The following is a 13,280-nucleotide window of genomic DNA, read 5'->3' as shown; positions in this document are numbered from 1 at the left end:
GCCGTCAGGAGGCAGCGCCTTGCCCATGTGGGAGGAGTCGAGCCTGGTGCGCGTGGTCCCGTCCGCGCGACCGCGCAAGCTCGCGAAGGTCCCGTTCGTCGAACTCGCCGACGGGCGACTGCAGGGCGTGGTGTCCAGCGGATCGGACATCTCACGCGTCTACGTGTCGTCCGTCGCCGCCGGCGACTTCGCGTTCGCGTGCCGCACCAACAACAACCGGCCCTGCGGCGGGCTCCGCGGCGGTTTCTGCAACCACGTCACGGCGCTCGTCGGCGAGGCCGTGCTCCAGTACGGCGGTGCGCGCGTCGCCCGCTACCTCCAGGCCGAGACCGCCGAGGCCGCCGACGCCGCCGGGACCGCCGCCGTCCCGACCGCGCAGCAGCTCACCGCGGCGATGAGCGCGGTGCGTCCGCAGCAGTCGGCCGACGGACAGGCCGTCACGGGGCAGGTGTTCTCCCGGTTCCTGCGCCACTTGGCGTACCTGGAACTGCCCGCGACGACCGCGCCGCTCCCCGAGATGCACTGGTTCCCCACGGCCGGGGCGGTGGCGTGATGCGCGCCGACCTGCTGGCCGCGGAGCTGCCCGACCTCGACGAGGCGCTCGCGGCCGTGGACGCGTTCGACGAGGTCCTCGCGGGCGGGCTGCTGCGCCCGCAACCCGCCCAGGCCGCCGGGCTGAACGCGCTGGCCGACGCGGTCGCCGGCTCCCCGATCGCCGCGCTGGTCGCCGAGGCGGCCGAGAAGGCGGCGGCCGGTGTGGCGGGCGAGGAGCACCTCGTCGCCCTCGCCGCGGGCCGCACCGCGCTCTTCGGCGCGGTCCACGACGCCGTGCTGGCGCGGGTCGACGAGGCGACCGGGCGTCCCCGCGAGGCGGCGCCGCCGTTCGAGCCGGGCGCGCCGCTGCCGGTGAACCTGCTGGCTTCCGCGCGGGCGTGGCTGTGCGACGTGGCCCGGGCCGGCTGGCGGGGCATGGACCACGAGTTGGCGGCCACGGCCGCCCCGGTCGTCTCCGCGCTGCTCCCCTCGGCCGAGCTGCGGCGGCTCGCGGTGCTGCTGGACGGCTTCGCCGCCGAGCTCGCCGCGTCCTGTCCGGGCCGCACCCTTGAGCAGATACCGCTGCGGCGCTGGGCCGACCTGTGGGCGCGCGGGATGCTGCTGACCCAGCCCGGCGCGATCGCCGCAGCCGGGGCCGCGGCCGAGTCCGCAGCCGGGGCCGCGAGCACCGCGCTCACCGGGCGGCTGCTGCCCCTCGGTGTGGATCTGCACGAGCATGCGACGGGCGTGCAGGCCCAGGTCCACGCGGTGTTCGAACCCGCGGACGGCGGCCCCGCGAGGCTGGTACGGGCGTCCGTGTCCGCGCCGAAGCCGGACACGGTGGTCGGCGCGGGCGCGTGGCAGCTGCTGCGACCGCACCTGTCGCTGCTGGCGGCGGCCGGAGAGGGCCGCGCGATGGAGTTGACCGGCATGCCCGTCACCGACGAGGGCGACCTGCTCTGGAGCGATGACCGCGCCCACGTCGGCGAGAGCGCGGACGTGTTCACCACCGCACGCGTCGCACTGCCCGCCGTCCGCTCCGGCGCGACGGCGCCGCTCGACCGTCACCCGACCCGGATCGCGGAGCCGGTCCTCGTCGAGGGCTACACGGTCGACGGCAGCGGCGCCGAGGTCGCCTTCGTGATCGGTGGCGAGCGGCTCGCGGTCGACACCGGCCGGGTGCCCGCGGCGTCGCCTCTGACACCGCAGGCGGTCGCCGGGTCCCGTGCCTGCGTCGGCCTGCTGCGCTGGGACGCCGGCCGGTTCCGGCTCCAGCCGCTCGCGGTGCAGAGCGCCGCGAAGAGCAAGGCCGCCGTCGCCCAGGCCGGGGCCTGGGCCGGCGGGACGAGCGACAAGAACGCGGCGAAGGCTGAGAAGGCCGCGACCGACGCCGTCACGGTGCTGCGGGAACGTGCGGGAAGGCTGCTGCGCTCATGACCGACACCACCACCCCGCCCGACGTCGCCGTGCCCGACACGGAGGCGAACCGCCGTCAGGTCCTGTACTGGCGCCTGCTGGCCCGCCTGTTCGACCCCGAGGAGCAGCCGACGCTGGAGACGGCCTCGCTCGACGTCACCGAGGACCTCGGCCTGCCGGCCGCGCTGCTGGATCCGCAGGCGTCGATCGACGCGATCGTGCAACGGCATCCGCAGCTGGCGGACGAGTTCGACTCGGTGATGGTCCCCGTCCCCGCCCATGACGGCGAGCGGGACCGGGCCGCCGAGGTGCGCCGGGCCGCGCTGGTCTCCAAGCTGCTGCTGAACACCTTCGCCACCGGCCGGGGTGAGGTGACGGCCGGTCAGCTGGCACGCTGGCAGTCCGACACGGGGTGGCTGGAGCGCGCGCTCGGCTGCGAACCCGGGCAGCTTCGCGCCGCCCGGCCCGGGACGGGTCCGGGGCCCGGGACAGGTCCCGACCTCGGCCGCGGCCTCGGCCCGGAGCTCGCCGGCATCGAGGCCGACCTCGTCAAGCGGATGCGGCTGCGCGAGCTGCTGGCCGACAACAAGCTGGCCGGACAGCTCACGCCGAGCATGTCGCTGATCGAGCAACTGCTGCGGGACAAGGGCAACCTCGACGGCGTCGCCCTGGCCAACGCCAAGCGCCTGATCCGCAGGTTCGTCGACGAGGTCGCCGAGGTGCTGCGCACCCAGGTGGAGAAGGCGAGCGTCGGCGAGCTGGACCGCTCGGTCCCGCCGAAGCGCACGTTCCGCAACCTCGACCTGAAGCGCACGATCTGGAAGAACCTGCCCAACTGGGACCCGGACGGCGAGCGGCTCTACGTCGACCAGCTCTACTACCGCCACACCGCCCGCAAGACCATGCCGCAGGATCTGATCGTGGTCGTCGACCAGTCGGGGTCGATGGTCGACTCGATGGTCAACTGCACCATCCTCGCCTCGATCTTCGCGGGGCTGCCGCGCGTCCGGGTGCATCTCGTCGCCTACGACACCCAGGCGCTCGACCTGACCCCGTGGGTCCACGACCCGTTCGAGACGCTGCTGCGCACCAAGCTGGGCGGCGGCACCGACGGCACCGTCGCGATGAACCTGGTCCAGCCGATGATCACCGATCCGCGCAACACCGTCGTGGTGTGGATCAGCGACTTCTACGAGTCCCGCTGCGAGACGCTTCTCGCGAGCATGACGGCGATCCACCGCTCCGGCGCGAAGTTCATCCCCGTCGGCTCGGTGACCAGCGCGGGCCGCGGCAGCGTCAACCCCTGGTTCAAGGACCGGTTCAAGGACCTGGGCACCCCCGTCCTCTCCGGCCACATCCGCAAGCTCGTGCACGAGCTCAAGACCTTCCTCGCCTAGCCACGCCTAGAAAGGCCACCTCCGCACATGTCCGACCTGCTGCGCGCCCCCGCCGAGATCAAGTACGCCGACGAGCTGGCCTGGCTGGAGTCCGTGGACACCGGAACCAAGCCGTTCACCTGGCGGCTGTCGCCGAAGATGATCCGCACCTTCGTGCTCGGCTCCCAGCCCGGCGACCAGCTGGACCGCAAGGTCGAGCAGAAGTGGTTCGGCGACGCCGCCATCGTCGAGCGGGCCATCGTCACCCTCGCCTCCGACCGCGGCCTGCTGCTGATCGGCGACCCGGGCACCGGCAAGTCCTGGCTCGCGGAGCTGCTCTCTGCGGCCGTCTGCCGCAACTCGACGCTCGTCGTCCAGGGCACGGCCGGGACCACCGAGGACCACATCAAGTACTCGTGGAACGTGTCGATGGTCATCGCGCAGGGCCAGTCCCGCGCGTCGATGATCCCCTCCCCGATCATGACCGCGATGGAGACCGGGGCGATCGGCCGCTTCGAGGAGCTGACCCGCGCCACCAGCGACGTGCAGGACGCCCTGATCTCGATCCTGTCGGAGAAGTACATCTCCGTGCCCGAGCTGGAGGAGAACGGCACCGTGTTCGCCCGGCCCGGCTTCTCCGTCATCGCCACCGCCAACAGCCGCGACCGGGGCGTCAACGACCTGTCCTCCGCGCTCAAGCGCCGCTTCAACTTCGTCCGCATCCCGGTCGTCACCAACCGCAGGAGCGAGACGGAGATCGTGCGGTTCCGCACCGAGGAGCTGCTGCGCCGTCACCAGATCACCCTGGACGTCCCGCCGACCCTGCTGGACGTGCTGCTCCAGTCCTTCGCCGACCTGCGCGAGGCGTCCGCGGCGGCCGGGAGCGACGACGAGCGGCTGGAGTCGGCGCTGTCCAGCGCCGAGCAGATCGGCGTGCTGGAGGACGCGATCCTGCACAGCAACTTCTTCGGCCGGCAGACCCTGACGGCCGACACGCTCGCCTCCTCCCTCGTCAGCTCCCTGGCCCGGCGGGACGAGGACACGCCCATCCTCAACAAGTACCTGCACGGGGTCGTCGCGCCGCGTACCGAGGACAGCGTGCAGAACAGCGGCGAGTGGACGCAGTTCCTCCAGGGCGGCCAGGCCGCGCTGAAGGCCCTCGCATGAGCCCGACGACCGCACCCGTTGGCGTGTTCGACGCCCTGCGCGGCCAACTCCAGGACGCGGCGACGGCGTTCGCCGACGGCCCGGACGCGCTCCAGGGCCTGCTGCTGGGTCTGGTGGACGACGTCGACCGCGCCGTGCGCGAGCCGCTGGAGATCTTCCCGGTCTGCCACCACTCCCCCGCCTCCGCCGTCGCCATGGCGCGGCGGCTGCGCGAGAAGCAGCCGAAGGTGGTCTACCTGGAGCTCTGCGAGGACATGGCCCCGCTCCTGTCCGAGCTGCGCAACTGCACGCTGCCGGTCGCGGTCCAGGCCTTCGCGACCGAGCTCGACGGCTTCCCCGCCGACTGGGGGCCGCTGTCGGTGGTGGCCCCGATCACCGAGGCGTCCGCCGAGTACCAGGCCATCGCCTACGCCCAGAGCACCCCGGGCGTCGAGCTGGTCCTGGTGGACCGCTCCTCGGACCACGTCTTCCAGTGGGAACCGCGCCGCGCCACTTCGCCCGACCAGCAGGAGCCGGACGAGGAGGCCGCCCTGCACGGCGACGCCGTCGGCGTCGAGATCGGCGACCTGCGTCCGCGCTTCGCGGAGCTGGAGGAGCACCTGCTGCGCAACGGCCGGGTACGGCACTGGTCGGAGTGGTGGCACCAGTACGTCGAGCTGCCGCTGGGCGACGCCGACCACGACACCTACCGGCAGGTCATGTTCCTCGTCGGCTCGCTGTTCCGACGGCTCGCACCCGGCGAGTCCGCCCGGGTGCGAGTGGACGAGGACCGCGAACGGTACATGTGGACGCGGATGCGCGAGCACCTCGCCGCGACCGGCACGGACCCGGGCGAGGCGGTGTACGTGTGCGGGGCGTTCCACGCCGCCAGCCGCGTCGAGGAGTTCGGCGTCCACGGCGCGACGGGCTTCGAGATCGCGCCGCGCACCGGAACGACGTGGCAGTACGGTCTGATCCCGTCCAGCCACACCGCGATCGAGGCGCAGTTCGGCCTCGCGCCGGGGTCGGTGTCGATCGCGGCGACGCAGTGGACGAAGAACCTCAAGCGCACCCGTGCGGTCCCGTTCCGCCTGGAGAGACCGGCCGGCGGGAAGAAGCCCGCAGCCAGGACGCCCGCGCGCACCGCGCGTTCAGCGCCTTCCGCGCTCCCTGGGCCCGCCACAGCGGCGGATCCCGCCGGGGCCGCCGCGCCCGCAGACCGGCTGTCCGGGTTTCTGCGACGTCCCGGCGTCGTGGACCCGGTCGACGAGGCGGAGCTGCTGGGCTGGTCGGTGGGCATCGTCCACGCCGCACGCCGGGCCGGCTACCTCGCGTCCACGGCGGACGCGATCGCGGTGTTCGAGACGTCCGTCCTGCTGGCGGGGATGCGGGACCGGGCCAAGCCCACCCCGTACGACTTCCAGGACGCCGCGGTCACCTGCATCGAGAAGGACTCCGTGCCCGGCCGCCGGGACGTACGCCGCCTCGTCGAGATCATGATGGGCGGCGACCGCATCGGCCGCGTCGGCTACGACGCGCTGCCGCCGCTGGCGCGCGACGTCCACGACCGGCTCGCCCCGCTCGACCTGAACCTCCAGCAGCGCGGCGTGAAGCGCGCCCTGCTCGACATCGCCTCCCGGCCCGAACTGGAGCGCTGCTCCGACCTGTTGTGGATGCTGCGCTACCTGATGCCCGCCGGCACGGCCCGCCCGATCATGGGCGAGCGGGTGCTCGGGCAGCGTCCGATCCAGGAGTCCTGGGACCTCGCGCTCGGCACCCACCAACGCGCCCTGATCGAGCTGGGGTACGAGGGCGTCAGCGTCGAGCAGGTGCTGGAGCAGCGGCTGCGCCGCAAGGCGTACCACCCGCTGGCCACCACCGCCACCGTGTTGGAGGCCGTCGAGGACGCCACCTTGTATCTGCGCTCGGCCCGACTGGCCGACGAGCTCGGGGCCCACGCGCTGAAGGTGCTGGCCACCGAGCGCACCGTCGAGAGCGCTCCGGACGTGCTGCGCCGGGTGCGCCGACTGCTCGCGTACTACCGCACCAGCCAGCCGGTCCTGCCGGCGTGGATCGAGTCGTTCGTGACGTCCGGCTACGCGCACTACTGCACACTGCTGCCACGTGCCTTCGTCGACGAGGATGCGACGGTCCGTCAGGTCGCGGCGATGCTGGGGTTCCTGTTCACCATGGAGTCCCTGGCCCTGTCGCTGGGCTGCGACCGGACCCAGCTGGAGCTCGCCGTCGCGCAGTCGCACCCCGAGGAGCCGTCGCGGGTGGCGCTGCTGTGGGCGGCACAGGTCCAGCTCGGCCGCCTGAGCCGCGCCGAGCTGCGCGGCCGCTGCGACGAGCTGCTCGGCAACCCGCTGGTGCTGCCCTCCTACCCGGCCTACCTCAGCGGGCTGGTCCACGCCCTGGAGCCGGTCCCGGGCCTGGTGGACGTCGTCGTGGAGGCCGTCTCCCAGGCGCTCGGCCGGCTCCCGGACCCGGTCCTGCTGCCGTGGCTGCCGACCTTGATCACCGCGCTGCGCGCGGACAACGCCGACCTCGCCCCCCTGCTGGTCCGCGAGGCCGGTCGGATCTTCCCGGGCCGACTCGCCGAGTTGGACCAGTGGGTCCCGCCGTGGCGCGAGCCCGCCCCGACCGCACCACCCACCAGCCGGGCCCGAACCGACGCCCCCGCAGGCGTCGCCCTGCTCGCCGCCCACCCGGCCGCCTGCGACGCCGCCGCCCGTCTGCTGGGCTGCGACGCCACCTGGCGGACCGCCCCGGCCGCCCCCGCCGGAGCCCGGCTGCTCGCGACCCACCCCGAGGCGGCGCTGGCCCTGGAGGCGCTGCTGACCAAGCGGTGAACGCGACCGGCGCGCGGGCCGAGGCGTCGTCCCAACCGGCCCGCCCGCCAAGCCCGTTGGGACGGGCGGCCGGGCGGGCTTCGCTACGCTTGCCACCATGATCCTCGAGGCCGGGTTACCCGAAGGAAAAGTGACAGCGCGCCAGTTCTCGTTGCTCAACGACGAGCCGGTGACGGATGACCGCGACGACACCCTGGGCTCGCGCCAGCCCGCCGACCATCTCGCGTCCCTGATTCTCGCCTCGCGCGCCTCCACGCCGTTCACGCTGGCCGTCGACGCCGGCTGGGGTATGGGCAAGAGCAGCGTCATGCACCTCATGCGCGACAGGCTCGACAAGGCGCCCGGGGTTCACACGATCTGGTACAACGCCTGGACGGCCAAAGGCGGGGACTCACTCGAGGGCCTGATCAAGTCGGTGCTGACGACGTTCGACCGCGGCGTGCTGCGGCGCGGACTGCACCGGGCGGCCCAGCACGGCGCCGCGCTCAAGCTGCTCAGGGCCCTGCTGCTGATCGCCTCCGGACCGTTCGGGGCTTCGGGACTCGTCGACGATCTCTGGAAGACCCTGTCCGCGGACTCGAAGGCGCGCAACGAGATGCGCGACGCGATCAAGGAGATCGCGAAGGACTGGGCCGAGGCCGGACGACCCGACGCGTCACGCCTCCTGGTGGTCTTCATCGACGACCTCGACCGGTGCTCAGCCCAGACCGTGCTCGGTGTCTGTGAGGCGATCAAGCTCTATCTCGACATTCCCGGGCTGGCGTTCGTCGTGGGCTGCGACCGATCGGTCCTCGGTCCGGAGGGGCTGCTTCGGGACCTGCCGCCGGCCGGCGCGGCGTTCATGGAGAAGATCTTCCAGACCAACTTCCAGCTGCACGCGCCGACCAGTGAGCACGCGGACGCCTTCGTCCGACGCTGCGCCCGGCGCTGCGGCATCGAGGACCTGCTGGACAGCCGGCTGATCGGACTTCTGGTCGACCACTCCCGACGGAATCCCCGGAACATCAAGCGCCTGCTCAACGGGTTCGTCATCGAGGCGGGGCTGAACCCGCTGTGGCAGGAGTTCGGTCCGGAGGCCGCGATCCGGACGGTCCTGCTGCAGTACCTGTACCCCGACTTCTACCGCGTTCTGGTGGGAGGTCGGGATGTGGACGTGGACGCCCTGACGGAGTTCGCCGAGTACCGCCGGGCACGAAGCCTGCTGCGCCGGCCGGAGGAGCTTGCCGCGAAGGACTGGGACGTCCTGCGCCGGGTGTTCTCACGGCACGACGTCGTCGTGGACGAGCCCGCTCTCTCAGGCGCGAAGGACGCTCGGGAGCGGGCACTGATCCAGCTCGAGCAGCAGTCGCCGACCCAGTTCAAGCTCCTGGCCGCCGATCACGCGTTCACCGCGCTGGTCACGGACCTCACCGCCCTGCCCGACGCCGACGAGCTGCTGCGTCGGCTGCGCCAGCTCCCCCTGGTGCAACGCCCGGTGCTGATGCAGCCGCCGGTCGCCCAGGCCTCCCTCCGGGGGCGGACCGTCCTCTGGGTCGACGATCACCCGGACTCGGTCCGCAACGAGGCCGACGCGCTGCGGCACGCGGGCGCGGTCGTCGCCGTCGTGGGCGACCGCGAGGCCGTCCTCGACGCGCTCAGGTCGCTCCACCCCGACGTGCTGATCTCCGACATCGCCCGGGGCAGCGATCCCGAGGCCGGCTTCCGCGACATCGACGTCTTCCGGAAGGCCGGCTTCTCGGGATCCGTCGTCTTCTACACGGGCCGCGTCACACCCGCCCGTGAGGCACGTGCCGCCGCCCTCGGCGCGCTCGGCGTCTGCGCGTACTACGACGCGCTCCGACAGCTCGTGTTCGCTGCTCCGCGGTCCTTCTGAGGAAGACTCCGCGGCAGGGACGTCCCGTGGCCGCTCAGTGCCCGTCGACGGTCGCGTGGTCGCGGGCCGGAGTGTCGTGGGCGCCCCGGCCGTCCTCCGTGCCGGGGGCCGGCGCATCGCCGGTGGCGGGGAGGGGGTGGGCGGTTCCCGTGGCGGTGATGAGCACGTCGGTGCCGGCCGGGGGCGGGGTGGTGTCGGTGTAGGCGACGAGGGGCGCGCTGACGCCGCTGCCGGGAGCCGGGGTGAGTTCGACGCGGAAGTCGTGGCCACGGAAGTGCACCGCCGCGACCTGACCGGAGAGCGTGCCGGGGGCGTCGATGCCGTCGCGGCGGTCGGTCACCCGCAGCTGACGGGGACGGAGCAGAACCGTCGCCCGGCCGTCCGCCCCGGCGGAGGCGGTCACCGGCAGCGCGCCGAGGGGAGTCAGCGCCTTGCCGTCCGCGAGGGTCGCGGGCAGCAGGTTCGCCTCGCCCAGCGCACGTGCGACGTGGGCGTCGGCGGGGTGGTGGAAGAGGTCGTCCGGCGCGCCGGACTGCACGATGCGCCCGTCGCGCATCACCGCGACGACGTCCGCGAAGGCGAGGGCCTCGTCGACGTCGTGGGTGACCAGGACCGCCGTGGCGCCGGCCCGGCGCAGCGCCGCGGCGACCTCGGTGCGCAGCTCGACGCGCAGGGCCGCGTCGAGCGCGGAGAACGGCTCGTCGAGCAGCAGCAGGTCGGGGCGGGGCGCGAGCGCGCGGGCCAGGGCGACGCGCTGCTGCTGACCGCCGGAGAGCTGGTGCGGGTGGCGGTCGCCGAGACCGGCGAGGCCGACCAGCTCCAGCAGTTCGGGCACCCGGGCCGGGCGCTCGCCGCGCGGCAGGCCGAAGCCGATGTTCGCGGCGGCGGTCAGGTGCGGGAACAGCGCGCCGTCCTGCGGGACGAACCCGATGCGGCGTCGCTCCGCGCGCTCGCGGCGGCGGCCGTCGTCGAGGACGCGGTCGCCGACCGCGACACTGCCGGAGGTGGCGTGGTGGAACCCGGCGATGATGCGCAGCAGGGTGCTCTTGCCGCAGCCCGACGGGCCGAGCACGCAGGCGAGCCGGCCGTCCTTGACGTCCAGGTCGACGCCGCGCAGCACCTCGGCCCGGCCGTGGTGGGCGTGCAGGTCGGTGACGGTCAGGCCGCTCATCGCCCAGCCTCTCTGGTGGTGTGGGTGCGGGAGCCGCCGAGGGTGCGGCGGGTGAGCATCAGGACGGCGGGGACGGACAGGGCCGTCATCACGGCCGCGTAGGGGGCGGCGGCGCCCCAGGCCAGGCCGGTGGTGTAGGTCCAGAACTGGGTGGCCAGGGTGTCCGTGCCGGTGGGGCGCAGCAGCAGGGTGGCGGTCAGTTCGGTGCTGGCGGTCAGACCGACCATGGCGAACGCTGCGCCGAGGCCGGGCAGGATGAGCGGCATGGTGACCCGCGCCAGGACGGCGAGCGGCCTGGTGCCGAGCGACCGGGCCACGTCCTCCACGGAGTGCGGGACCTGCGCGAGCGAGGAGCGGACGGCGGTGAGCGCGAGCGGGAAGAACAGGGCCACGTACCCGGCTACGAGCAGCGGCGCCTGCTGGTAGAGCGGCTGCGCGTAGCGGATCGCGAAGAAGACCACCGCGAGCGCGACGGCGATGCCGGGCAGCGCGCGGGTCAGGAAGACGGTCTGCTCCACCGCGCGGGCCAGCCGGGTCTCGCGACGCCACGCGTAGAGCGCGACCGGGATCGCGGCGGCGGTGGCGACGGCGGCGGCCGCGATCGCGTAGCCGAGGGTGGTCGCGGTCAGCGACCAGATCGAGGCCGGGGGAAGCGTCGTGGAGCTGCCCTTGACCAGCCAGTAGCCGAGCGCGTAGACGGGGACGCCGACGGCGGTGCCGACCAGGGCGAGCATGCCGAGCAGCGCGAGCGGCGTGGCCCGGCCGAGCGGGACGGGCAGGGCGGGCCGGTTCGGCGTGCCCTCGCGCACGACGCGTCCGGGCTGGCGGGCCACCCACGCCTGGAGCAGCACGACCAGCAGCGCGAGCGCGATCAGGACCAGGGCGAGCACCGAGGCGGAGGCCATGTCGAAGGCGGTCTCGAACTCGGTGAAGATGGCGGTGGCGAAGGTGGTGTAGCGCAGCATCGCGAACGCGCCGTACTCGCCCAGCAGGTAGAGCGAGACCAGCAGGGCTCCGCCGGCCAGGGCCGGGCGGCACTGCGGCAGGGTGACCCGCCACAGCACGGACAGCCGTCCGTGGCCCAGGCTGCGGGCGACCTCCTCCGCGCTCGCGTCGCAGCGCCGCAGCACGGCGGCGACGGGCAGGAAGACCAGCGGGTACAGCGACGAGGTCATCACCAGTGCCGCACCCCACAGGCCCTGGACGGAGGGCATCAGCGAGACCCAGCAGTACCCGTGGACGAACTCCGGGATGGCCAGCGGCATCGCGGCGAGCACGGTGAAAGTGCGGCGCAGCGGCAGGTCGGTGCGTTCCAGCAGCCAGGCGGCGCCGAAGCCGAGGACGAGCGCGGCGGAGGTGACGACGGCGGTGAGCGCGGCGGTGTGTCCGAGCAGGGTCAGCACGAGCGGGCGGCCGAGCAGCGCGCGGGCCGGGCCCCAGCCGGACTGCCCGGCCTCGAGGACGACGAAGAGCAGCGGGCAGGCGACCAGCAGCGCGACCAGGCAGGCGACCAGCGGAAGCGCCGAGGCGCCCGGCCGCCACCCGGCCCACCGCGGGGAGCGCGGCGGGCGGGCAGCGACGGGCGCCGGCGAGGGGGAGGCGGTCGTCACGACAGCAGGCCCACGTTCTGCATCAGCGCCAGCGCCTGCTTTCCGTCACCGAGGGACGCGGCCGAGTCGACCGGTCCGGCCTGCTGGAAGCTCCGGGTGAGGCGGGTGTCGGCGACGCCGGCGAGCAGCGGGTACTCGTAGCTCTCGGAGGTCGCGACGATCTGCTGTGCGGGCTTGCTCACCAGGTAGGTGAGGAACGCCTGGGCCGCGGCTTGGTGCCTGCTGGAGGCGAGCACGCCGGCGCCGGAGACGTCGACCAGCGCGCCCGGGTCGCCCTGGGCGAAGTACGACATCGCACTGTGGATGTTCGACGCGCCCTGCTCGTCGCGGAGCCGGTACCAGTAGTAGTGGTCGATGACCCCGGCCTCGACCTCGCCGCGGTTCACGGCGGCGACCAGGTCCTCGTTCGAGTCGTAGACCTTGCCGTTGTCCTTGAGCCCCTGGAGCCAGGTCTTGGTCGCGGCCTCGCCCTCGGTCTTGATCATGAGGGTCACGATGGGCGTGAAGTCGGTCTCGGAGGGGGCGATGCCGAGCTTGCCCTTCCACGCGGCCGTCGCGAGGTCCTTGACGGAGGTGGGGGCCTGGGCCGCGGTCAGCTTGCCGGTGTTGTAGACGAACGCGGCCTCGCGGGCGGAGACGCCGATCCAGTCGCCCTGGGCGGAGCTGTCGCCGGCGGGGACGGCGGCGAGCGTGGAGGCGTCGACCTTGGCGAGGCGGCCCTTCTCCTCCAGCGTCGTCAGCGTCTGCGGGTTCTCCGAGACGTACACGTCGGCGGGCGAGGCCGGGCCCTCGACCAGCAGCTGGTTGGCCAGCTCGGCCTCGTCGCCGGACCGCAGCTGCACCTTGATGCCGGTACGCGTGGTGAAGTCCTTCACCAGGGCGCCCATGGTCTGCTCGTGCTGGCCGCTGTAGACGGTGATGGTCTGCCCGGCGAGCGATCCACCGGAGGCGGAGGACGAGGCCGACGACGTGCCGGAGCTCCCGCACGCGGTGAGCGACAGGACGCACAGTCCGGCGAGTGACATGCCCGCAGCCGACAGAACCGATCGCTTCACCGACCGCACACCGACGTACACTGATCAACCTCCGACAGGGCCATGAAGAGGGCAAGGCAAGGCTTACCTTAGTGGCTGGACAGAGTCCTTCTTCCCCCAGGCCCTGTGACGCATGCGACAGCTCGAATAAGAATGTCCGTTCGATCCTCTTTTGAGGCTGGGGCAACGCGAGAGGCGGGCCCCGGGATCAGCTCCCCGGGACCCGCCTCATACCACCCGATGTCGGATCAGGAGGCGGTGAGACCCG

The 13,280-nt window shown here is 73.1% G+C and carries 9 protein-coding genes; 6 read left to right on the top strand and 3 right to left on the bottom strand.

Annotated elements, in window-relative coordinates:
• Nucleotides 1–25: 25 nt before the first annotated feature.
• From TR50_RS38420 to TR50_RS38395, 6 genes are all read left to right on the top strand, one after another.
• Nucleotides 26–553, top strand: coding sequence for a hypothetical protein (locus TR50_RS38420; protein ID WP_174514896.1), 528 nt, complete (start codon nucleotides 26–28; stop codon nucleotides 551–553).
• Nucleotides 553–1,971, top strand: a complete 1,419-nt coding sequence (locus tag TR50_RS38415; protein ID WP_042433732.1) for a hypothetical protein — start codon at nucleotides 553–555, stop codon at nucleotides 1,969–1,971. Before TR50_RS38420 ends, TR50_RS38415 begins: the two co-directional genes overlap by 1 nt.
• Nucleotides 1,968–3,347 (top strand): VWA domain-containing protein, encoded by a 1,380-nt coding sequence (locus tag TR50_RS38410; protein ID WP_042433730.1) that lies wholly within the window; start codon nucleotides 1,968–1,970, stop codon nucleotides 3,345–3,347. Before TR50_RS38415 ends, TR50_RS38410 begins: the two co-directional genes overlap by 4 nt.
• A 27-nt stretch (nucleotides 3,348–3,374) precedes the next feature.
• The gene (locus tag TR50_RS38405; RefSeq protein ID WP_042433728.1) at nucleotides 3,375–4,493 is read left to right on the top strand and encodes an ATP-binding protein; all 1,119 of its coding nucleotides are present in this window, start codon (nucleotides 3,375–3,377) and stop codon (nucleotides 4,491–4,493) included.
• Nucleotides 4,490–7,324: a DUF5682 family protein gene (locus tag TR50_RS38400; protein ID WP_042433726.1), complete on the top strand. Its 2,835-nt coding sequence runs from the start codon at nucleotides 4,490–4,492 to the stop codon at nucleotides 7,322–7,324. Before TR50_RS38405 ends, TR50_RS38400 begins: the two co-directional genes overlap by 4 nt.
• Nucleotides 7,325–7,454: 130 nt before the next feature.
• Nucleotides 7,455–9,197, top strand: coding sequence for a P-loop NTPase fold protein (locus tag TR50_RS38395; RefSeq protein ID WP_052441808.1), 1,743 nt, complete (start codon nucleotides 7,455–7,457; stop codon nucleotides 9,195–9,197).
• A 34-nt stretch (nucleotides 9,198–9,231) separates the two neighbouring features.
• On the opposite strand, the gene TR50_RS38390 is transcribed toward TR50_RS38395, so the two are convergent.
• From TR50_RS38390 to TR50_RS38380, 3 genes are read right to left on the bottom strand one after another with little or no spacing between them, the layout of a single operon-like run.
• Nucleotides 9,232–10,368 carry an ABC transporter ATP-binding protein gene (locus TR50_RS38390; protein WP_063775237.1) on the bottom strand — a complete coding sequence of 379 codons (1,137 nt, stop codon included), beginning with the start codon at nucleotides 10,366–10,368 and terminating at the stop codon, nucleotides 9,232–9,234.
• Nucleotides 10,365–11,978, bottom strand: coding sequence for an ABC transporter permease (locus TR50_RS38385; protein WP_042433722.1), 1,614 nt, complete (start codon nucleotides 11,976–11,978; stop codon nucleotides 10,365–10,367). Before TR50_RS38385 ends, TR50_RS38390 begins: the two co-directional genes overlap by 4 nt.
• Nucleotides 11,975–13,003 carry an iron ABC transporter substrate-binding protein gene (locus TR50_RS38380; RefSeq protein ID WP_042433720.1) on the bottom strand — a complete coding sequence of 343 codons (1,029 nt, stop codon included), beginning with the start codon at nucleotides 13,001–13,003 and terminating at the stop codon, nucleotides 11,975–11,977. The genes TR50_RS38385 and TR50_RS38380 overlap by 4 nt, the downstream gene beginning before the upstream one ends.
• Nucleotides 13,004–13,280 lie beyond the last annotated feature (277 nt).

The organism is Streptacidiphilus anmyonensis, from assembly GCF_000787855.1.
In the GTDB taxonomy this organism is placed as follows: Bacteria; Actinomycetota; Actinomycetes; order Streptomycetales; family Streptomycetaceae; genus Streptacidiphilus; species Streptacidiphilus anmyonensis.
Note: the sequence above shows the minus strand (reverse complement) of the source record. Positions and strands in the feature narration are given on the sequence as shown.